Annotated in this window: 20 protein-coding genes; 6 read left to right on the plus strand and 14 right to left on the minus strand. The window is 41.1% G+C overall.

Annotation, left to right across the window (positions count from 1 at the left end; genetic code table 11):
• Positions 1 to 6 precede the first annotated feature (6 nt).
• The 9 genes from PCIT_RS03195 to PCIT_RS03235 all read right to left on the minus strand — a co-directional run bounded on the left by PCIT_RS03195 (position 7) and on the right by PCIT_RS03235 (position 11039).
• Positions 7 to 2247 carry an AAA family ATPase gene (locus tag PCIT_RS03195; RefSeq protein ID WP_010361334.1) on the minus strand — a complete coding sequence of 747 codons (2241 nt, stop codon included), beginning with the start codon at positions 2245 to 2247 and terminating at the stop codon, positions 7 to 9.
• Positions 2244 to 2672 carry a hypothetical protein gene (locus PCIT_RS03200; protein WP_010361333.1) on the minus strand — a complete coding sequence of 143 codons (429 nt, stop codon included), beginning with the start codon at positions 2670 to 2672 and terminating at the stop codon, positions 2244 to 2246. Before PCIT_RS03200 ends, PCIT_RS03195 begins: the two co-directional genes overlap by 4 nt.
• On the minus strand, positions 2669 to 3085 hold the full coding sequence (locus tag PCIT_RS03205; RefSeq protein WP_010361332.1) for a hypothetical protein: 417 nt from the start codon (positions 3083 to 3085) through the stop codon (positions 2669 to 2671). Before PCIT_RS03205 ends, PCIT_RS03200 begins: the two co-directional genes overlap by 4 nt.
• On the minus strand, positions 3078 to 5168 hold the full coding sequence (locus PCIT_RS03210; protein WP_010361331.1) for a hypothetical protein: 2091 nt from the start codon (positions 5166 to 5168) through the stop codon (positions 3078 to 3080). Before PCIT_RS03210 ends, PCIT_RS03205 begins: the two co-directional genes overlap by 8 nt.
• Positions 5161 to 6699, minus strand: a complete 1539-nt coding sequence (locus PCIT_RS03215; protein WP_010361330.1) for a site-specific integrase — start codon at positions 6697 to 6699, stop codon at positions 5161 to 5163. The genes PCIT_RS03210 and PCIT_RS03215 overlap by 8 nt, the downstream gene beginning before the upstream one ends.
• A gap of 1 nt (position 6700) precedes the next feature.
• On the minus strand, positions 6701 to 7996 hold the full coding sequence (locus tag PCIT_RS03220) for a site-specific integrase (RefSeq protein ID WP_010361329.1): 1296 nt from the start codon (positions 7994 to 7996) through the stop codon (positions 6701 to 6703).
• Positions 7997 to 8136: 140 nt separating this feature from the next.
• The gene (gene ssb / locus PCIT_RS03225) at positions 8137 to 8820 is read right to left on the minus strand and encodes a single-stranded DNA-binding protein (protein ID WP_010361327.1); all 684 of its coding nucleotides are present in this window, start codon (positions 8818 to 8820) and stop codon (positions 8137 to 8139) included.
• A 17-nt stretch (positions 8821 to 8837) separates the two neighbouring features.
• Positions 8838 to 10205: an MFS transporter gene (locus PCIT_RS03230; RefSeq protein WP_010361326.1), complete on the minus strand. Its 1368-nt coding sequence runs from the start codon at positions 10203 to 10205 to the stop codon at positions 8838 to 8840.
• Positions 10206 to 10268: 63 nt separating this feature from the next.
• Positions 10269 to 11039 carry a substrate-binding periplasmic protein gene (locus PCIT_RS03235; RefSeq protein WP_010361325.1) on the minus strand — a complete coding sequence of 257 codons (771 nt, stop codon included), beginning with the start codon at positions 11037 to 11039 and terminating at the stop codon, positions 10269 to 10271.
• Positions 11040 to 11167: 128 nt separating this feature from the next.
• On the opposite strand from PCIT_RS03235, the gene uvrA reads away from it, so the two are divergent.
• Positions 11168 to 13987, plus strand: coding sequence for an excinuclease ABC subunit UvrA (uvrA, locus tag PCIT_RS03240; RefSeq protein ID WP_010361324.1), 2820 nt, complete (start codon positions 11168 to 11170; stop codon positions 13985 to 13987).
• A 40-nt stretch (positions 13988 to 14027) separates the two neighbouring features.
• Positions 14028 to 15110, plus strand: a complete 1083-nt coding sequence (locus PCIT_RS03245; RefSeq protein WP_010361323.1) for a hypothetical protein — start codon at positions 14028 to 14030, stop codon at positions 15108 to 15110.
• Positions 15111 to 15130: 20 nt separating this feature from the next.
• On the opposite strand, the gene PCIT_RS03250 is transcribed toward PCIT_RS03245, so the two are convergent.
• Positions 15131 to 15517 carry an acyl-CoA thioesterase gene (locus tag PCIT_RS03250; RefSeq protein WP_010361322.1) on the minus strand — a complete coding sequence of 129 codons (387 nt, stop codon included), beginning with the start codon at positions 15515 to 15517 and terminating at the stop codon, positions 15131 to 15133.
• Positions 15518 to 15546: 29 nt separating this feature from the next.
• Here PCIT_RS03250 and PCIT_RS03255 point away from each other — a divergent pair, with 29 nt between their 5' ends.
• Positions 15547 to 16251, plus strand: a complete 705-nt coding sequence (locus PCIT_RS03255; RefSeq protein WP_010361321.1) for a 2OG-Fe(II) oxygenase — start codon at positions 15547 to 15549, stop codon at positions 16249 to 16251.
• 22 nt (positions 16252 to 16273) lie between these two features.
• Here the strand turns inward: PCIT_RS03255 and PCIT_RS03260 are convergent, their stop codons facing one another.
• Entirely contained in the window at positions 16274 to 16642 is a 369-nt protein-coding gene (locus tag PCIT_RS03260) for a YacL family protein (protein WP_010361320.1), read from the minus strand.
• 106 nt (positions 16643 to 16748) lie between these two features.
• Here PCIT_RS03260 and PCIT_RS03265 point away from each other — a divergent pair, with 106 nt between their 5' ends.
• On the plus strand, positions 16749 to 17660 hold the full coding sequence (locus PCIT_RS03265) for an AEC family transporter (protein WP_010361318.1): 912 nt from the start codon (positions 16749 to 16751) through the stop codon (positions 17658 to 17660).
• On the opposite strand, the gene PCIT_RS03270 is transcribed toward PCIT_RS03265, so the two are convergent.
• The gene (locus PCIT_RS03270) at positions 17640 to 17879 is read right to left on the minus strand and encodes a hypothetical protein (protein ID WP_010361317.1); all 240 of its coding nucleotides are present in this window, start codon (positions 17877 to 17879) and stop codon (positions 17640 to 17642) included. The genes PCIT_RS03265 and PCIT_RS03270 overlap by 21 nt on opposite strands.
• A 189-nt stretch (positions 17880 to 18068) precedes the next feature.
• On the opposite strand from PCIT_RS03270, the gene PCIT_RS03275 reads away from it, so the two are divergent.
• A complete protein-coding gene (locus PCIT_RS03275; protein WP_010361316.1) occupies positions 18069 to 19385 on the plus strand; it encodes a short-chain fatty acid transporter in 1317 nt (438 codons plus the stop codon).
• A 32-nt stretch (positions 19386 to 19417) separates the two neighbouring features.
• Here the strand turns inward: PCIT_RS03275 and PCIT_RS03280 are convergent, their stop codons facing one another.
• Positions 19418 to 20431, minus strand: coding sequence for a site-2 protease family protein (locus PCIT_RS03280; protein WP_010361315.1), 1014 nt, complete (start codon positions 20429 to 20431; stop codon positions 19418 to 19420).
• A 136-nt stretch (positions 20432 to 20567) separates the two neighbouring features.
• On the opposite strand from PCIT_RS03280, the gene PCIT_RS03285 reads away from it, so the two are divergent.
• Positions 20568 to 21776, plus strand: a complete 1209-nt coding sequence (locus tag PCIT_RS03285; protein ID WP_010361313.1) for an EAL domain-containing response regulator — start codon at positions 20568 to 20570, stop codon at positions 21774 to 21776.
• Here PCIT_RS03285 and PCIT_RS03290 read toward each other — a convergent pair.
• Positions 21766 to 22848, minus strand: a complete 1083-nt coding sequence (locus PCIT_RS03290) for a CNNM domain-containing protein (protein WP_010361311.1) — start codon at positions 22846 to 22848, stop codon at positions 21766 to 21768. The two genes, PCIT_RS03285 and PCIT_RS03290, sit on opposite strands and share 11 nt — an antisense overlap.
• Between the last annotated feature and the right edge of the window lie 81 nt (positions 22849 to 22929).

Here is a 22929-nt window from a genome sequence, read left to right on the forward strand (position 1 = left end):
TAATTATTATTCATTTGTTCTGTTAACTGTTAAGTCAATACGCTCTCGCAAAAATGTTTTCCTATTGAGGGCTATTGAACCTCGCTTTATAGCTTGTGCCACTAATGTCTGGTATCCCATTAATACTAACCTTTCACTGGGTCTAGTCGATGCTGTATAAAGTAAAGTTTGGTCGATCATGGCTTCAGATTCTTGAGGGAGCATAACAAAGCATGTCGGCCACTGTGAGCCTTGTGATTTATGTATTGTAATAGCATAACCAAGGTGCAACTTCTCCAATAGTTCCGCAGTTACATTGATCAAAACATTATTCACTTCGATAATAGCAACAACGCCATCATCGGGATGCTCAGAAACCTCAACAATGACTCCTAAATCACCGTTTCTAAGATCTGCATCTTCATCATAGTTGTTTGCAATTACGAGCACAGGATCACCTTCTAATAAGCGTGAACCCGTTGACGTAATCCAAGGAATCCAGCCTCGTAGTGAGTCTTGGAAATAAATTGCTTGTCTATCATTACCAATGGATTCTTGAAGCTCTGTGTTTAGGTTATCAACACCAAACTCTCCCTTTCTAATAGGTGATAAAATAATACTTTGTTCAATACCTCCAGATTCACGCCAGAGTGCTATTAGCCTGCTGATGGTTGGGCTTGCTTCAAGCGAGCAATCACTACTTTCTTTCAAAGTGTTTTTAGTCGACTGAGGGAGCTGCAACAATCTGTTTCTAACAGCGGTCGAAAACCTGTGTATGTCACTTTCTTTACTCTGCCGCTTAACCTGAGTTAAGTTAAAAAATGGTATTTGTGTATCTGTTAAAGCGTGGAATACTAATCCATTACCTACAGGTGGTAACTGAGCTGTATCACCTACAAAGATCACTCTTGAAGCATCAGGGAGTAAGCCGATTAATCTATACATCGACAAAAGATCCACCATTGAAGATTCATCAATGACTAATAATATTTGTTCCGGTAATTTGGGCTTATTATCACCTAGGTGCTCACCAATAAACTTTGCAATGGTCTTGGCTGGTCTTTGGGTGCTTTCCGCCATACGTTGCGCTGCACGGCCTGCTAATGCCACTTGATAACACTCTACTCCCTCTGCAACCCTGTCATAAACTCCTAAAACGGCTTTAAGTATGGTTGTTTTACCAGTACCTGCACCACCTGATATACCGCACACAGGGGATATCACGGCACCAATAATAGCGTCTCGCTGGTCATCAGTTAGGTTAAAGTCCAATGTTCTCTCATAATCAGTTAATGCTTCTTGCACTAATTCCCTTGATAAGCCAATTTCCCAACCAGCGAGTAAGCAACAATCACCAGCTTCTCTTTGATGTGCATCGACAATAAATTGAGCAATAGCAGCTTCCATCAAGGCTTTGCCATAAACTTGATAACCTCTAGTAACCTTTACTAAAAGTCCTTGTTCACAGGCTATTTCACCAACATTTTTAGGAGTAGCAGACTTCATGAGCTTGGCATATTCACTGTGAAGTTCATCATTTGAGATTACCGTTGAGCCTGTTTTGTTTGCATGGTTAATAGCTGCATATTGAGCTATACCAGCAACAACGACTTCATCTTGCAAGGTAAAACCTAGCTTTAACGCCAATTGTGATACCTGTTCGAATGACGCTCCCATTGCCACTAACAGAAATGGGTGCTCTTTAACTTTATCTATGGCCTCTTCACCGAATATTGTTACTAGTTTTTCGCCAAAACCTAGTGGTAAGTTCTGTTCTTCAAGCCAGTTAATCGTGTTAAAAAGAGCCTCGCTAGGCCAACTATCGAGTAGGTCTTTAACACGGCTTTCTGTCATACCAGCGATGTTTAGTAGTGCTTCTGTGTCCTGTGCTTCAATAAGGTGCGCTAGTTTCTTAAGTCGAACAAGTCGGTTTGCAATAACACTGCCGATACCTTTGATGTTGTTGCTTATCCAGCGAGATAAAATTCTGCCTGATGGCCTTAAAAATTTAATGTTTGCCGCATCAATGGTGTATTCACTTAAAGGAAAGTCATTTATAGTAAAATGATTAAGACGTTCTTTACCTGAGACTTCCCATAAGCTACCTGCTGTAGCCGTATCTTTGGCGTGTTCTGGAAACTTAACAACTGTTGTTTTATCTCGCTTTTTGATAGAACCATCAGTATTGATAAGATCAACTGTTGTGTAAGAGTTTGCTCGTTGCTTTTTAACTTGAATAATTTGGCGTAGATGGACAACTTCATTCATAACTTGAATCCTGCTGCACCTGATTGAATTAACATTTGCTGCTTTTTAAACTTGGTCAGTTCACGTTGAAGTTGCCTATTTTCAGCTTCTAATTCTGCAATCCGTTGTGACAGTGCATTGTTGCTCACTGACACCATACCAGATTGCTTTTCAGCTCTTTCTCTTGCAGATTCATGAGATTTTTTATCCTCATCAATTTTACGAAACCAATAACTATCTGCTTCTTCAATAAGCGATCTTACAGCCTTGTTTTGTGTACACACTGACTTAGCGAAGCCAAGTTCTTCAGCTAATACTCTACGATTTATTTTGCCGCTATATTCGTACTCATGCCAATCCCTAGCTGCGTTGCGCTCATCAACCCAAGCTTGTACTAGCTTAATATTATCTTGGGCAATCTGTTGCCCATTTTTTCCTTTGCTCATCTTCTATCAACCTCAGGTAAAGGCTTATCGAGCTGTTTATTTAAAAGCTTCATATCAACATTAGGCATCATATAAGCGTTATGTTGCCAACGGACAAACTGTTCTAGCAATTTTTCGTTTTGCTTTTCTAAACGTTCAACTTTAGCTTCAAGCGTTGCTATTTGCTGTTTAGCAAAATCAAGCGTTATGTCTTTTTCTTCATCTTTTACTGACTCTTTAAGGCTGTCTTTTCTATCGTTGAATGCTTCTACTAAAGCAGGGTAGGAAAGTAGTGTATGCCTACTAATCTTTTCTTCTCCAAGCACCTTTGCAAGCTGCTCAGCAAAACTATTCCATGTTAACTTCCCTGACCATTTATCAAGCTCGTAAAGTGCTAGCGGAAGTGTTTTCTCAGTAATTATTTTTTTAGGCATTTTCGATCCCCAATAACATTGCGATTTCAGACTCTTCAACAAGATCCTGATTATTTGCGGTTATATCTAAATCATTTTGTTCAAGTGCTCTTTTTACAGGGCTAGGATCATGTTCTGGTGGAATCCATAAGATCGCACCTTCTGGTGTATCTTCAGATTCGAGCCGCCCACGTTGTGTGCGAATATGAGCCAGTTTCCAACCTAGATGAGAAACCCATCTATCAGCGCCAAAAACACTGTCAGCTTCATCTTCTGTTGCCTTATTGAATTGAGATTCAACCTGTTTCTCAAGTCGAGTTATACGCTCTAGTGTTTCAGGCATACCTTTAATGCACACATGCTCTTTACATGTCATGCATTCCCCACCTTTTGTACAAGGTGACATTGCATAATCATGAACACACATACCATATTCGGTAACATCTGCTATACCAATTCGATTTACACCTAAATCTTTATAGCTAACAGGCAAATTCAGTTTAATTGCTTCTAACGCTGTTGGTCTTTCATTATATTCAAGAATGCTTCTGGCTTGCTGCTCACGCTCATCTTGGGTGCGTAAATCATAATGGCGATTGTCATTAATTCGAGAACGACCAGCCCATCTTGCTAGCTGCCATGCATCCATACCCCCACGTTCAGCATTAGTTGATAGCCAAACTCTGATTTGATGTGAAGTTAAGCGAATATCAGAACCATCTTCATCAACATAACCCATGCGCTGGAATAACGTTTTAGGTGGATTTTTAAGCTTGTCTCGGATCGCTAATTGAGCATTAAGTTCATTAACACTTGGCAAGCGCCATGAAAATTCCCTGACTTTAAAATCATTGTGAAACTCTCGGTCTCTTATCAATACTAAAGATTCCCAAATCGGACGTTGAATAGAAGGTAGGTTAGGCCAGTCTTCAGTTTGATATTCCGAAGTAACAAAACTCGCTAACTCTTTATAAGTTGGCTCTCCTGAAGCTATTAATTTTTGAACCCACTTAGTGTTTTTTCCTCCAACCATATTCCATGCTGTTACGCTACTAAGCTGACTCGTTTTCGCTTTCATGCTAGCGATAGATTGCTCTGTAAAGCTCATTGCATGTGCAAATTGATAAGCATTTAACGGCTTATCCTCTGCAAAGTCATCTGATGTACAGCAACCCGCATGGCGCAGAAACACATTAGGGTGGTCATGTGCATATTTCGCAGCTTCCCTAGCAGACTGCCCAATCTCCATTAGTCTACTATGCGCTTCTATTACAGTTTGTTCTAATGCTTCTGGAACCCATTTAATCGTGTGACCAAATCCTTTTTCTGCATACCATCTCACACCAAGCGCACCATTTTCACCACGATGCAAACAGTCAATGGTTAGCTCTGATAGCTCCCCAGCTCTACCCGGAGCAAGCATCAATAGTGTAATAACACTTGACCAATATTTATCCTCCAAGGTTTCTGCATTAGCAAAACAATCAGCTAAGGCAAGCATCTGATGCATACTAGGGCAACGAATGTCTTGCCATTTACGTGACTCGTCATCAGTTCGCTCCGCTTTAGCACCCACTTTAGGCCAAGGGTTTTCCCACGATTGAAGGGCAGGTACAAATCGCTTTTTCCGAATAAACTCAAGCAAAATCTCTATTTGATAGCCGACCTTATTTCTTCGATCTTTATTAGCAACTCTCTGCTTAGTAATTGTTTCTAGCTCACTAATCACTAAACCATCAGTTTTCAAAACGTTTGCAATACCATGCACTTCAAGTAAAGCATCATGTAACATACGCAGTGCAACCATTTTATTTGTTACACTCGATACTGCTTTAATACTTTGGTTATAACGAATGTAGGCTTTAGCAAAAGATAAAAAAGGCTCATGTAACGGCTCAAAATTCGTAGGGTTTGATTTTTCTCTATACTTAGAGAATGTCATCGCTATTGAGCGATTTTTTTGTTTATGTTGCCAGTTATTACTTTGCCAGCCACCTTGATCAGCATAGAGTGTTAATGTGTTTTTGCATTGCTCAATAAAGCTATCTAAGTTTTGCTTGGCGCTTATCTCATGCCTTGGTTGGAAATGAATAATATCAGCCATTTGCACACTCCTCTTCAGATAGATCTTGTTTGCACATTATTATTATTTGCTGAACGGCCAATAAAAGCCTGTCAGTGGATTGGATGACATTGTTTGATATACCAAGGTCTTTTTGTTTTTCTCTTTCAGCTAAGATTTCATTGAGAACCTCTTCATGAGGTGCTTCAATCCAAGGTTCAAAACTTGAGCAGGTATAACAAGCTCTATATCCAGAAGCACAAAAAGCATAAGTTCCGCAGCTACCAACGTTTTCAGATTTACCATTTTTAACTCGGCTATTCGGGTCATTTGCTCTAACTGCATCACGCTCTGATGCAATCAATTTCCCTGAAAAAGCTTGAGCTAAAGGCGCAAGCATAGGAGCCATTACTTCATCAATTTGCTTTGCTGTTTCTTCAGTATTTTCTGTATACACACCAATGTTCTGTGTATCTGTATGATCTAACGCAGCAGCTAATGCAACACCGCTAATTCCTCTTCGAGTTAAATTTGTTCCTTTGGTATATCGAAAACGTGAGGCAGTAAAGTTAATGTAATCACCAGTTCTCTCAGAGCATGCTGTGTTTTTCACAGACACACCTCGCAATAATTCATATGCAGAATCAGCCGCCATGTGCCAAAAGTCAGGCGTGGTTTCAAGCTTTACTTTTAACTCTTCAGCACTTGATAACCTTTTGATCCTTGCTTCTTCTATAAAAATAGGAATTTGCTCACGTAAGGAAGCCGATAGTTTTTCTCCTAAGCTAGATTCAACATATCGAATTGATTGGTTACGTTGATTGTGAAGTAAAAGATATAAGTCTTCATTAATTGGCAGCGGTGTAAATTGCTCCCTAAAGCCCACACCACGCTGTTTAGCTCTAGGACAATTGATAACATAGTCGTTACCACTTGAATCTTCTCTAACAATTAAATCAACTGAACGTAAAGATCGGATTTGAACATATCTACGACCAGTTAAGACCAACGCCATAAAACAGCTATATTCTGTTAATTTAAGAATTCCCTTAGTAAAGGTATTTGATGCCCAGTCGATTAAAGCTCCAAGCTCATTATGCGTTAGAGGCCCTGAATACGGGCAAGCACCTTTAACAGCATTACCTTTTGGGTTTCCTTTTAATGTTAGCTCTTCTAAATAATCAGCTACTTCCTTGCTGATACCGCTAAATCCCCATTCATGCCAAGCTAATAGAAACCCTTTGAGCGCTCCTAACTTGTACTCAGTATCTGAATCAAATGACGCTCGATAATCAGTTAAGCCTTGTAATGTTAGATTGCCTTCTTTTGTGGCCTTCATGTAGGCATTGAAGCGATTAAACATATTGAAAGTATGCATAGCTGAGAGTTCTTCAGCGTAACGACACAAAGCCTTCCTAAACCCTTCTTCCGTTTCTGGTTCAAGAGCGGTCAAGCGCTGGAAGTTAATCACTGTTGAACCATCTAGCCTCCATTCAATATCCGAGAAATAAAATGGATAACCACTTTTCGTTGTGTGGTGACTGGCTAATGCCTTGCTCTTTTTTAATTGCATACTAGTTATCCTTCTTAGCTCGGTTAGTCCAGTGATCCATATCCTCTCGCATAACCCGATCAGCTTCTTCTCGGATGTGTCTCAAGTTATATGTTTCAGCAGTTTTATCTGAACTCCAGCCATTCAGCTCTTTACGGATCTGAATCTCTTTCTTTTCATTAATAGGCTTAATTTTGGGATTTTCCTTGGCGGCTTTATTAACTGCGTCAATCTTCTTTGAAAGCTTATAGTTGAAATTGTGGCGGAAGCCGTGACGGGTAATTTCTTCAAGCATTTCTGGATGGATTGCAACCGCAGGCTTAAGTACCCGATTGACAAAGGTACTATTCGATATTGGCTTACCGTGATACTTACCATGCTTATGCGTTACAAAAACATATGGATGCTTTCTAGCAGCAGGTATTTTGGCTCTTCTGTCCATGATGTATTCACGCAGCCTGTTTGTAATGGCTTTATCAACAGGAATTGTACGTTCATTGGTTTTCGCCACAGGCTGCTTTTTACGGGGATCTTCTATAGCATCATGTCTGCGAACAACAGACACTGTTCCTTTTTGAAAATCAATATCTTGGATCTGTAAGGCCAGTATCTCTCCTGCACGCATCCCTGTTGCGTCCATAACCTCAAATATCACAGCGTTTCGATATTTAACTTCCTCCCCCTTAAATGGGTTATCTGGAGAGGTTTCTTTTACAATACTTAAAATTCGGTCAAATGCTTTAGGCGGTGGAGCTTTAGTGTTTGGATCAGCAGTAAGTCCTTTACCACTACTACCCTTGGGTTTATTCGCTAACAATAACTTTTTCATGGCTTCAATATTATTTGAGACCGCTTCTTCAATTAATTTTGCTTTAAGAATCGTTCTTGCCAAAAATTCTAAGTAGAAAGCGATCTGAGCCATCCGATTTGCAGCATGATCATTAGACACCTTTTGTATCGGTACAACGCTAGCTGTCGATGCTGAGGCAAATTTAACTACATTCTTCTCTGATGTTTTTAGCCATTTCTTCAAACTTCTTGTATCTAATGTGCAATGATCACGGATTGAATAAACATCTTCGTCAGTCAACAAGCCACCTTGTTCAAACTCAGAAATAAGATCCCGACCATTTATGTTCTCCCATAGCTTTAGATGAATCAGATGACCAAGTGAATTGGATATTGCAGATTGAGTGTGTGATGTTCTTAGCTTTTCAGTAACGTATAACGTTACCCAATAACTGGGTAATCCATCTTCCCCCATTAAGATTGGATATCGTTCACCATTTCCAAAAATCAAATCTCGAATTTGTGACATTGAACACCTCTTTATCTACACTTTACTTATGTATAGTACCTAGAACAATCGTTGTCAACATATTTTTCAAAGAAAATAAAAAAGGCTTGTAAAAACAAGCCCTTAACATTTTAAATCTACATTTTTTATTTATGTATTCCTCAGAACGGAATATCGTCATCAAAATCAATTGGTGGCTCCATTGGGTTTGATGCGCCACCAGCTGGTGCTGGCTTCGGTGCAAAACCACCTTGTTGCTGCGGAGCACTTTGCTGAGGCTGTGCTGGTGCAGCTTGCTGAGGTGCAAATCCACCTTGTTGAGCACTTGCAGGCTGTGATGCGTTCTGGCTTTGAGGCGCAAATCCACCTTGCTGCTGCCCACCTTGATATTGACCGCCACCTTGCTGCTGAGGCGCTTGGTTATATTGCGCTTGTGGCTGTGAATAACCGCCTTGCTGCTGTCCACCTTGATATTGACCGCCGCCTTGCTGATCGCCACGACCACCTAACATCTGCATTTGACCAGTAAAGCCATCAACAACAATTTCTGTTGTGTATTTATCTTGACCACTTTGATCTGTCCATTTGCGGGTTTGCAATTTACCTTCGACGTAAATTTGTGAACCTTTACGACAATATTCACCCACGATTTCAGCTAACTTGCCAAAAAATACCACACGATGCCACTCTGTCTTATCGATCATTTGGCCCGTGTTTTTATCTTTATAACTATCAGAAGTTGCTAAAGTAATATTTGCGACGCCATTGCCGTTCGGCATATAACGTACTTCAGGATCTTGGCCTAAATTACCAACCAAAATAACTTTATTTACACCACGTGCCATGGCACCTTCTCCTCACTCTATTGCAAACCAAGCACTTGCTTAGCCTGATTTAAATCAAAATTCTTATCATCGATTTTGAGGTAGCTGCGATTTTCTTCACACACAACCGTAGCCTCAATAACACCCGGTAACATCACTAACTTGTCCGCTATTTCTGACGCTTTTCCAACATCAGATGAACGCACCGATAAACTAATTATTTTACTCTTGGGTGGGATCTGCATATTCCATGCAACTATCAACCATATTAACCCAATACAGGCAACCGCGGCAAATACTCCCTGCGGTTCTCCAAACTCTGCAATATAACCGCCTAACACTCCGCCCAAAAATGCCCCAAAAAATTGACCAGATGAAAACACCCCCATCGCAGAGCCTTTTTGGCTCGCAGGTGCAAGCCTTGTGACCAAAGCAGGCATCGTCGCTTCTAAAAAGTTAAACGCAACGAAATACAATAGCATACAAATTGCAATGGCAAGAACAGAGTCTACTGCGAACACTAAGCTTAAAGCGCTCAGGGTTAATACTATAATACTTGCTAAAAATACTGCCTTCTCTTTACCCTTTTTTATCGCAACCATCATCAATGGAGCCATCAAAACAAACGCCAGTAACAACACGGGAATATATAATTGCCAGTGCTCAGCAGCAACAAGCCCCCCTTTTATAAGTTGCCCTGGTAACACCACAAATAATGTCGTTAATGTGAGATGCAGCAACATCACACCAACATCCAAACGAACGAGTTGCGGATGCTTAATCAAGCGACGAATATCACTGAACGTGGCTACTGTATCTCCTTTTGGTGCACGTTGTACGGCATTTGGCACCACAAACAAAATGATCAATATACCAAACACGGCTAAAAGCGCTGTTAACCAAAACACACCTGAAATACCAAATGCAGCGGCAACCATTGGCCCTAATAGCATCGCAATCGCAAAACTCAGGCCTATGCACATACCAATCACAGCCATCACTTTAGGGCGCTGTTCATCACGGCTTAAATCTGACGCCAGTGCAAGTAAAGCACTGGCTATTGCCCCCATGCCTTGTAGAGCTCGACCAACCGTTACCCAATAAATGGATTCTGCCGTGGCTGCAACCACTGAGCCCAATGCAAAAACAATGAGTCCACCAATAATAATCGGCTTTCGACCAAATTTATCTGATAACCAACCCATTGGAATTTGTAACAAAGCTTGCGTTAATCCATATGCCCCGATCGCTAAGCCAATCCACATAGGTGACACATGCGCCAATGATTGCCCATATATTGCCAATACTGGCATGAGCATAAACAAACCTAACATGCGAAATGCAAATACGCTTGCTAGTGAAATCGCTGCACGTTTTTCTAAAGGATTTAAAGAGTGATTAGACATATTTCTCGTATATTTCTCGTTTTTGTTAGCCTGCTTTAACGCGCGACAGTCTAACAAAAAAATTCAGTCTAACTTATACTTTTTTAGGATTTGGCTTAATTTTCCGGAGTTTTTGATTACCGTAAAGGCATCTTTCAATTTATGGTACTGCACCTTACTAATTGTTTGCTTACTGAATGCGTAGTAAACAGGCTCTTCATTCACGATTAGGGGGCTGAGTATTATCGCCATGAAGTCTGGATTGTTTTGAGTTTGATATAAAATATTATACTTTTCCTCTAAAAAACCTGAAATACGGCCATGCCGCAACAAATTTAGTTTGAGCTGGTTATCAGGCACATAAATAAAATGGTTATCAACATCTTGCTCTTGCACCATGCGTTTCTCAAAAGTATCTCCGTAGTAAGCATCACGTTGAATAGCGACAGGGGAAGATAACGTAAACAGGGCTTCAACGCTCGGTACTTCGTAAATGTGCTTTGCATTCATGGCAAATACGATAGTTTCCATACGTTGTGGACCAATGAAATAAGCATAACGCATCCGCTGTGCTGTTTTCGAGACACTCAGCATCATGTCAATTTCGCCAATTTCTAGCATTTTAAGTGCCCGCCCCCACGGTACACTGACAAAACGGTAGTTACATCCCACCTCATCTAGTAATGCTTTAGCAAAGTCGACATCTAACCCATGCCAATTAAGCGCCTTGTCTAATTTGGATTGTGCACCATAATCTTCAAAACGTACGACATACTCACAGTTAGTCTCGCTACTATCTGCATAAAGCGTAACTAACGCTAACGCGCTAACACAACACCTCTGGGCAATATTCAAAACAGCAACTCGAAAATTGATCCTATTGAATAGTTTAGTTCGTTTAGCAAAGATACGTTAATTTTACGCAAATTATGCGATACTGTTTCGCTATCATCATCGCCATTAAACTTTGTAGTTAGGTCAGCATGGATAAAATAGAAGTCAGAGGCGCTCGCACGCACAATTTAAAAGATATATCTCTTACCATCCCTCGCGATAAACTTATCGTGATCACAGGCCTATCGGGCTCAGGTAAATCTTCATTAGCATTCGATACTTTATATGCCGAAGGGCAACGTCGCTACGTTGAATCACTATCAGCATATGCTAGACAATTTTTATCATTGATGGAAAAACCCGATGTTGACCATATAGAGGGGCTGTCTCCAGCTATTTCTATTGAGCAAAAATCGACTTCTCATAACCCCCGCTCTACGGTAGGAACCATTACCGAGATTTATGATTATCTGAGACTTCTATTTGCTCGAGTGGGCGAGCCTCGATGCCCAACACATGACTTACCCCTCGCTGCACAAACGGTAAGCCAAATGGTTGATACTGCGCTTGAATACCCTGAAGGCAGTAAAATGATGTTACTCGCTCCAGTCGTTAAAGACAGAAAGGGCGAGCATGTAAAACTATTAGAACAATTAGCAAGCCAAGGGTATATCAGGGCACGAATTGACGGTGAAGTATGTGATTTATCCGATCCTCCCACTCTTGAACTCCAAAAAAAGCACACCATAGAAGTCGTTGTTGATCGCTTCAAGATTAAAGAGGGCCTCCAGCAGCGTCTAGCAGAATCCTTCGAAACAGCACTTGAGCTGTCTGGCGGAATTGCTGTTATTGCCAGTATGGATGATGCAGATTTTAAAGAGGTTATTTTCTCCGCGAATTTCGCATGTCCAACTTGTGGTTATGCGATGATGGAACTTGAGCCACGTCTATTCTCATTTAATAACCCCGCTGGCGCTTGTCAAACCTGTGATGGGTTAGGTGTCCGTCAATATTTCGATCCACAACGTGTGGTACAAAATAAAGAACTAAGCTTGAGCGGTGGCGCAATTAAAGGTTGGGACAAACGCAGCTTTTACTACTTTCAAATGCTACAGTCTGTTGCAGAGCATTATGATTTTGATTTAGACGTCCCCTTTGGCGAGCTCAGCCAAGAAGCGCAAACAATTGTGCTTGAGGGATCAGGGCAAACCAAAATCGCGTTCAACTACAGAAATGACCGTGGTGACCTCATAACCAGGAATCACGAGTTTGAAGGCGTTCTTAATAATATGAACCGCCGTTACCGTGAAACTGAGTCTAGTTCAGTACGAGAAGAGCTAGCGAAATATCAAACGAATCAAGCATGTCCAAGTTGTAATGGCTCTCGTCTTCGCGAAGAAGCTCGCAATGTATTTATTGGCCAAACAACGCTACCTATGATCACTAATATGAGTATTGGTGAATCTATGGACTTTTTTCAATCGGTAGAGCTCACAGGTCAACGCGCAAAAATTGCTGAAAAGATCTTAAAAGAGATCCGCGATCGCCTATCGTTCTTAATTAATGTTGGTCTAAATTATCTCTCACTTGATCGCAGTGCCGATACCTTGTCGGGCGGCGAGGCACAGCGGATCCGTCTAGCGAGCCAAATCGGTGCAGGTTTAGTCGGTGTTATGTATGTATTAGACGAGCCTTCTATTGGACTGCACCAGCGTGATAATGACCGCCTACTCAGCACACTCACGCATTTACGTGATTTAGGTAATACGGTCATCGTGGTAGAACATGACGAAGATGCGATAAGAGCTGCAGACCATATTATTGACATTGGCCCCGGTGCTGGCGTGCACGGCGGTTATGTCATTGCCCAGGGTAATCGTGATGATATATTAAACAACCCCGACTCTATTACCGGCCAATATCTCAGTGGCGAAAAGTGCATAGCTGTACCAGAAACCCGACATCCAACCAATGAGAAGTGGCTGGAGTTATTCGGTGCATCAGGAAACAACCTAAAAGACGTCGATCTACAGATCCCATTTGGCCTAATGACGTGTATCACAGGGGTCTCGGGATCTGGCAAATCCACCCTCATCAATGACACCTTGTTTAAACTGGCACATACTGAGCTAAACGGTGCAACAACCGCAGAACCGGCAGCACACAAAGCCATTAAAGGTCTTGATCATTTTGATAAAGTTATCGACATTGATCAAAGTCCGATTGGCCGTACCCCACGATCAAACCCAGCAACTTACACAGGTATATTTACCGCTATTCGAGAGCTTTTTGCTGGTACGCAAGAAGCCCGCGCTCGTGGCTATAAAGTTGGCCGCTTTAGTTTTAACGTGAAGGGCGGACGCTGTGAAGCATGTCAAGGCGATGGCGTTATTAAAGTAGAAATGCACTTTTTACCTGATGTATACGTACCGTGTGATGTGTGTACAGGCAAACGTTATAACCGTGAAACGCTCGAAGTGCTCTATAAAGACAAAAACATTCATGAAGTGTTAGAAATGACGGTTGAAGATGCACATAGCTTTTTTGAGAAAATTCCAGCCATAAACCGTAAGCTACAAACATTAATGGATGTCGGCTTGTCTTACATTCGATTAGGGCAAGCTGCAACGACCCTCTCTGGTGGTGAAGCACAACGAGTGAAGTTGGCGCGGGAATTATCAAAACGAGATACAGGTAAGACACTTTACATCTTAGATGAGCCAACAACCGGCTTACACTTCCATGATATTCAGCAGCTCTTGGTTGTATTACATCGATTGCGTGACCACGGTAACACGGTAGTCGTGATTGAGCACAACCTAGATGTGATTAAAACCGCGGATTGGATTGTTGATCTTGGTCCAGAAGGCGGTGCTGGAGGCGGTCAAATATTGATTGCAGGTACGCCTGAGGAAGTCGCACAATGTGAAGAGTCACATACAGGTAAATACTTGAAGCCTTTGCTATAAGCACCTATTATTGGCGCATAATAACAATAACAAGGTCGTTATGCGCCAAATATCCTCTCTTAATACATTCTCGGTATCGTCTTTTCTCAGCGCCCATAAAGAACGCTTTCAAGCATTTTGGCAAAGCCTAACTATTGCACAACGTAGCTACTTTTTAGCCTGTGCGGCTTACTTGAGTTTTGCCTTAATCGACATAGACTCAACCAATGGGTTTGCATTATTTATTATATCAATATTAGTGTTAGCGGGTTTGATCCATGAGTTTTGGCCTAAATTTATATACTTTTGGGACAGCTTACCTGGCAAGTCACTGATATTTTTATTTTATGCGTTTATTGCCAACTTTGCGCTTGTGCAAGCGGCTGGACACGTCAATGATATTACCGGTGTGAGTTCTGACCATTTTCCGTATACACATAATTTAAGTGTACTGCTTTCATTACCTACTTGGTTTATCACCACCAGCGTTGGAGGGTTATTACTACTGCAATTACTCATGCCTTTTTACATTCTGTTCTTGCTGCTCATAAAACCATTTGGTTTAGCTAAGTTATGGCAATCTCCATGCTATCGGTTTCCTATCATTACCGGGGTTGCTCGCTTCGCTTTAAGCTTTATGCTAACACTCAATATGGCATTATTTTTGAGTAGCTCAGGGCTCGCACACGGTGTAAATCTAGTGATAAGCGATGTGGTCAATACAGTATCAGATAAGCACATTTCAATTAATATTGATGAACCAACGGAAAAGACGTTCATCGCAGTCAAAAAAGAACAAGTGTCATCTAATAGCAGTTCTATATCAAGCGATATAGACGACTTAAATTCACAAGAAACCGTCGATGAAGTCCTTTCAACCATTAAAGATAACACCGCACGTTCAGAGCGCTTTTTTCAGTGGCGACAGCAAGTACTTGCTAACTTTATTTATGATCAAGAAGCTGACAGCAAATCTCGATGCCAGCTGACACCTAACAGTCGAGTTGTTGAGCTTAATGACTATGAAATACTCGAAATTATGAAACACACCGATGAAAAAGACAAAGTGAGTTATACATTCACTGTCAAAGCTTGTATTTCTGCAGCCATTGGCCATCAGTTTAATATGTCTTCTATAAAGTGATGACCCATTAAATAGGGTGTTTATAAAAGCGCGGTTAAGGCATTACGCTCATTTGTACTTAATGCCTGAGTCGACTTACTTGCAAAGTCATATCGTACCATAACCGTTTTACCTTGCGCACAGCATTCATCATGCTGCCAAGCTTGTTGTAAAATGACAAAGGAGCTATTCCCAATCTTTTCAATATGCGTTTTAATTTCAACCGGTTGGCCATAAAATAACTCACCAGTAAAAGTAACTTCGACCTTGGCAACAATCAATTTCCAATCGTGGGGGTTCAAGTCTGGGGTAAATATTTTAAAAATTGGTACTCGTGCGGCTTCAAACCATACGGGGAGTACGGTATTGTTGATATGTCCTAAGACGTCGGTTTCACTAAACCGAGGCATTAATACTTCTGACAACATAATAATTCCAATAACATGTAGGTACAATCATGACTGATTTTATTCGCGTTTATGAAAACGCGCTAAGTACTGAGTTTTGTGATCAATTTATTACTACGTTTGAGCAAAGCCCACACTTACAACAAGGGACCACATCAGGTGGTGTCGACCTTAGCAAAAAAGTAAGCCAAGATCTGTACTTAAATTCACACTCTGAATATGCAGACCCTTTGCAACATATTCAACAAGTCACAGCGCAACGCGTGTTCCAATATGTTGAAGAGCACTTCTTTATGCTAATTGGGGCGTTTGGATTAAAAGTGTACCATCCGAGTACCGGCCAACCTGTTGACTTAACCATTGATAACTTTGAAGAAGTGGGTAAGCCTCAAATACACCTACTTACCCAACAAATTTTTCGACTCGGGTCTATTCAAGCTCAAAAGTATGAAATAAACAAAGGCGGTTACCCGTATTGGCATAGCGAGGTTTATCCTCAACTAGGCCATAACGAAGCGCTGCACAGAGTGTTATTGTTTATGTTTTACTTAAATGATGTGCAGGAAGGTGGCGAAACTGAGTTTGTCTATCAAAACAAAAAAATCGCACCAAAAAAGGGCAGCATGGTTATCGCTCCTGGGTACTTCACGCATACACACCGTGGCAATAAGCCTATTTCAAACGATAAATATATTTTGACCTCTTGGGTGCTATTTAATCGCGCAGAACAAATTTACGGACAACCCACATCGTAATGAATGGTTCATTTATTACAGGCTAACGGCCTGTAATAAATTGCTGCCATGCAGTCAATAACTCAACAAAATCTTCAAAACCACAACCGGCGACTAAACCATGTTCATCAAGCTCTAACGCATCATCTGCGTACTGACTTATATCATCACCTTCTTGAAACAAAGCATGCGCTTCGAATAGCGCTTCATCTGTACTCAAAGTAAAGCGTATTTCGTTACCTAACCTAACCCAAGCTTTCTGTCCTCTAGTCATCGCATTGCATCGTACTATTAAGTCAGCGACTTCACTTTTATCAAGCTCTTCATTTAACCAACGCGCGATAAGTGCTTGCTCATCGCTAATCTTGACTTTAAACCCCGTAATGGGGTCGCGGATAAATTGATACTCCAAAATTCAACCTTATTTACCTATTAACCCCATTATTATACTGTGCAAGTGCTTGTTCTGTACAACTAGAGCGCGGATAATAGTGTTTTCATTTTCACCTAGATTGTTTATGCAACCGTTAAGTATTTTGTTTCCATTGGTCTTTGTTGCCTTTGTCGGGTTTATATGTGCAAAGTTAAAACTGCTATCAACTGAACATTTTAACGGGCTTCGTCACTTTTTTTTCAATATCGCTATTCCAACTTATTTATTTATCAGTATGTATCAAGCTGATTTAAGCCAAGTGCTTTCTGCTAACGTCATGCTCAGTTTTTATGGCCCTGTATTTCTCATTTATGTTCTATGTGCTGCGTTCTTTAAAGTACTAAAAAATATGACCCTCTCAGATTCAGCAGTATTGGCACTTGGCTGCACATACTCCAACACCGTGTTAGTCGGTTTACCCATTATTATTACAAGTTTAGGCGCTCAGTATGGTGCGTTAGTGTTTATCATTATCACATTTCATAGCGCATTGTTGTTCGCACTCACCTTTGCCTGTTCCGCTAAACAAGAGCGTGGCTTTATTGATTTAATTAAACCGTTATTTGTGAATCCAATTGTACTCAGTATCAGTGGCGGTTTATTGGCTAATTCGCTCAGTATTCCAATACCAGATCCATTACAGTCAGCACTGTCATTACTTGCACAACCCGCTATAGCCGGGGCATTATTTGTACTAGGTGGCAGTCTAGTTAACTACGCCATAAAACAAGCTTGGCAACAAGCTCTGATACTGAGTGTGGCGAAGCTAGTCGTTTTACCTTTTGGTGTATATGCATTAGCGAGGTGGGGGTTTGAATTAGATATAAAAACGGTAGCGGTTGTCACGCTGATGAGTGCATCACCTTTGGGGGTTAATGCTTATTTAGTTGCTCGCCAACTGGGCATACAGCAAGCAGTGATGGCAAGCAGTGTTGCGCTTTCAACACTGCTTAGTGTGTTAACACTCAGTCTATGGTTAACTGCGCTCATACCTTGAATCACTGCGGTATTTAGCAGCATCAATGATTGACCATAAATGTGCAATTGCGGCAATCACCCCAGGTATAATCAAAAACCATAACGCGTACCCGCCAACAACAATAATGGCAAAAATTAACGCTGATAAAATACGCCCTTGTACTAATTGGCCTAAACCTGGGAAGAAAATATTACATATTGCGGCGATCACATTGCCGCCTGAACCTTGTCCTGCCATGGCAACCTCTTATAAATAAAAAATAATTAACTATCTCTGATAATACAGCTTTCGTGCCAATATAATTTTATATAATAATCATAAGCTTAAAAAGTAAAACACTTAATTCAATCTTGTAAATTAGTGTATTACACTAACTTTTGGTTAAAAAGTTAGTTAAGATAAAACAAAAAACTAGGATGTTCTGCCATGTTTTACCGACTCACTCGCCCCTTAACCAGTTTGGTTGAGCGCTATTTACCAGATCCGTATGTATTTGTGTTACTCCTCACGCTTATCGTACTGGCTTTAGCCAGCACCGTCACGCCTTTTACCCCATTAGATGCAATCAATACGTGGGGGCAAGGGTTTTGGAAGCTCCTAACATTCTCAATGCAAATGTTGTTAATTTTAGTCTCTGGATACATGTTAGCCAGTACACCTGTATGTATTAAAGCGCTCGATAAACTTGCTCAACAAGCCAAAACGCCAGCGGTAGCAATCGTCTTGATCACCGTTATATCCATGTTAGCAAGTTGGATAAACTGGGGATTTGGTCTGGTAATTGGCGCATTATTTGCCAAAGCACTGGCAAGGCGCATTGATGTTGATTACAGAGTACTGGTTGCCAGCGCCTATTCTGGTTTTATTGTGTGGCACGGTGGGCTATCTGGCTCAGTTCCATTGACAATTGCAACAGCTGGGCACTTTTCTGCCGCTGACATCGGAGTGATTGACACCGCTTATACACTATTTGCGCCATTTAATATCGTATTACTAATGGCGATGCTAATTATTATGCCAGTTTTAAATGCCTGCTTACTCCCCCCATCTAAACAACAAGTCATCGTTGATAAACAAAAACTAACACCCGCTCATCAGGTAAATACCGTTATAGAGAATGCAACACCAGCACAAAAACTAGAGCATAGTCCTTGGCTCGGTATCACCGTTGGATTACTAGGTTGCTTTTATTTAGCATATTACTTTTTAATCGCGGGCCATGGCCTCAACTTAAATAGCGTGATTGGTTTATTTTTATTCTTGGCTATTTTATTGCACAAAACCCCCGCTAATTTGCTCAATAGCCTGCATAGCGCAATTCCTGGTGGAGCAGGGATCGTCATTCAATTTCCGTTTTATGCGGGGATTATGGCTGTAATGGTAGAATCTGGTTTAGCTCAACAAATTTCAAACGCTTTCGTCGCTATAAGTACAGCTGATACACTCCCTTTTTGGAGCTTTATTAGTGCTGGTCTGGTAAATATTTTTATCCCATCAGGCGGCGGTCAATGGGCTATTCAAGCTCCGATTGTATTGCCTGCTGCAGAAATGTTAGGAGCTGAGATCCCTCGCGTTGCGATGGCCGTCGCTTGGGGGGATGCATGGACTAATTTGATTCAACCATTTTGGGCATTGCCAGTGTTGGCAATCGCAGGATTAAAGGCGAGAGATATTATGGGCTTTTGCTTACTACAACTGCTTGTTTCTGGTGTGATCATTGCCGCCATACTGACATGGGTATGACGGCTACATATTTGTATACCAAAGAAGCCTAATTAGCTTGATAAAATCTTCATTGGGAGGCTCAGAATGGCACTTTCTGAGTCTGCAAAATGCATCATAACAGCAACGTGACCAGCCACCACGACCACATACATCACCGCTGAAAATACCTGACCGTAGCGATCTAGCGGCACTAAATGAGACTGATGACGACTGCGCCATTCAAACATAATTTCAAGTGTGCCAATGAATAAAAAGAATACCAGTAACATCAGCCCAAAGGTATAACTGACCCACAAGCCAAACAGTACGCCACCTAAACAGACTAATAACCCAACCCACGAACGCATTGAGAAACTGATACTTTTTAAAACATGCCCACCATCGAGCGGCAGCATCGGCAATAAGTTAAATAAATTAAGTAAAGCACTGAGTACCGCGACCCCAGCAAAGATCTCCATCTCAGTGGCATAATATAGCACCACACCTAATACCGATGTGATCAAGCCAAACGCGGGGCCCATTAGTGAAATCACCACGTCTTGCCATCTGGTGGTAATTTTATCATCACTCACCGCTAAGCCACCCACAAATGGGATCAAATAAATGCCCTTGGTTTTTATTTTAAAGTATTGCATGGCTCGAACATGACCATATTCATGAATAACCAAACACACAATCAACATAATGGCGAACTGCCATGAAAACAACCATGCATACCCAGCTACTGATGCGCCTGCCAAAGCCGCTTTAACTACTTTGGCACTTTTGAATAATTTAAAAGCAAGTGCCGCTAGCCCCATGAAGCTAAAACTACTTTTGTTTTCATGAGCAGGAAGTTCAACCCACTGCCACTCTTGATCATTAATAGAAATAGCGACTTGACCCTCTGACAACTTTTCAATGCTGAACCGAAGCTGGTGCCCGTGAGCATCTGCGTGGTAAATATTGTCACCGCCATCTTCAAGTGACAAAGCTTGTCGATCACAAAATACTTGGACTATTTGTTCTGCTGAGGCATGAATTGCAAAGTGCAAGTCAGCAAGGGTAAATTCAACTTTTCTCATATCAATATTACAGTCTGATTTTTCACTATTATCCCAACAAATCCAGATGCATACAAACCTACTTTTCACCTAAATTAATTTTAATTTTCTCATGCTGTACTAAACTCATTGAAGCAATATTTACAAAGGAAATGCCATGACGGTCAAAGTCAATAAAATAATGGTTGTCGACGATTCCCAGGCGATTTTAATGGTTATGACAGCCATTTTAACAGAGCTAGGTATTACGCAAATTACTTGCTGTAATGATGCCAAGCAAGCTCTGAAAAAAATACGACAAGCGCCAAATCAATACGATGCCGTGTTTACAGATTTAAATATGCCTGAAATGGATGGCATGGAACTGATCCGCCAACTTGGTGAAATTAAATATGCTGGTGGCGTTGCGATAATTTCCGAAATGGATAATAAAGTCATTGATCTAGCTGCGAATTTAGCAAGGCAATGCAATGCGCATTTAATTGGTAACATTACAAAGCCTGTACAATTAACAGAAGTAGATAGGCTACTACATAAACTGGAATCGTTTATTTCTCCGTTACATCATACCGAGGCTCCCTTAAATGAAAGTGAGTTGCTGCATGCAATTAGCCATAACCAAATTACCCCTTTCTACCAACCGAAAGTTAATCGTGCGACAAAACAAGTAACCAGTATTGAAGTATTAGCACGGATTGTTTCTGAAGATGAAGGTACCACACTCTTGCCACATCGCTTTATTGGCCCAGCCGAAGATCTTGATTTGATCAACCTGATCACCTTTCAGTTATTTGAAAAGGCTACAGAAGAGTTTAAAGCCATACGCACTGAGTTATGTCACCCCGCGAGGTTGGCATTTAACTTGTCGCCAACGCAACTCAATGATCCTGGTTGCCCTGATAAATTAGCGCTAATCTTAGAGCTTAATCGTTTAACGCCGCAGGATATTATTTTAGAAATAACAGAACATTTACCGCTAGAAAGTAACATACAATTAGAAACCATGAATCGCCTACGGATCCGTGGCTTTGAGATTTCGCTAGATGACTTTGGCACCGGTTTTACCAATTTACATCAGCTAAAATCGTTACCGTTTACTGAGATCAAAATAGATAGGTCGTTGATCACCCATGTAGAATCTGACCGATTTTCACAAGTGATCATTGATAGCCTCGTAGACATTGCGCAAAACGAACGCCTAAGCATTGTTGCTGAAGGCGTCGAGCGTATTGAAGAGCTGCAGTACCTTGATAGATACAAACATAACTTACTTATGCAAGGCTACTTAATTTGTCGACCAAAACCAAAACAAGAGTTTATTCGTTGGATCCACTCTTGGCTCAGAATGATGAACTCTAATTCTTAGGTTTACTGTCTAGCTGCTCTTCATCGGCTTCAATAAGGTGCGAGTGATTATCAACCCTATCGCGCCACTTTTGCTTTGCTGCAAGTTGCATATTTGAAGACTGGTCTCGTTCATCAACAATGTCCATGCCCATCAAAGACTCTAACATGTCTTCTAAGGTCACAATGCCTTGAATATCACCATACTCGTCAATGACCAATGCAATATGAATGCGTTTTTCCAATAACGTTTGAAACAGTTCAGGCGCAGCCAACGTTTCGGGAACGGTATACAGATCAATCGCCAATTTACCAATTTTATAATTCTCACCCAAACGATGATACGCCAGCATAATATCGTTTTTATGCACAAAGCCAATAATGTCGTCAGTATTTTTGTCGTAAATTAGGACTCGTGAAAATGAAATAGCACCGTGTTCAGATAAATACTCATGTACTGTCATGTCTTTATGAACTTTAAACAGTACCGTTCGAGGTGTCATAACCTTTTCTAACTTCGCGTGCTTAAACCTTAATAAACTGCGGATCGTTTGGGTTTCGTCTTCATCTAATGCTCCGGCCTCAGATCCCATTTCAGCCATTGCTTCAATTTCTTGACGAATATACTGCGCTTCACTTTCTTTACTGCCCATCAGTTTTGTTAACTGATCAGATAACCAAACAAACGGTTTTAAAATTCTGATAAGCCACACTAAACACAAGGACACGACGGGTGTTAGTGTCCGCCAGTATGTAGCACCTAATGTCTTTGGAATAATTTCAGATAATACTAATACCAACAACGTCATTACGGCTGAGGCAATACCCACTGCAGCGTCTGAAAATACCACAGCAGCCTGTGCACCTACGCCTGCAGCACCCGCAGTATGCGCGACGGTATTGAGTGTTAAAATAGCTGCTAACGGTTTATCTATGTTGTTTTTTAAAGCCTGCACCCGCAGTGCTAACGTCAAACGCGTTTTTTTTAAAATAGCAATATGGCTTGGCGTAATACTTAAAAGTACCGCCTCCATCACTGAGCATAAAAACGAAATAGTGATGGCAATTAGCATATAACTAACTAATAGAAACAACAGGTAACTCCTTACAATATGGCCTGCAACAGTTAATCGCAGGACCGCTTATTAATAACTATTTATATGGTATATTGGGGC

Origin of the sequence: Pseudoalteromonas citrea (assembly GCF_000238375.3) — a bacterium.
GTDB classification, from domain to species: Bacteria; Pseudomonadota; Gammaproteobacteria; order Enterobacterales; family Alteromonadaceae; genus Pseudoalteromonas; species Pseudoalteromonas citrea.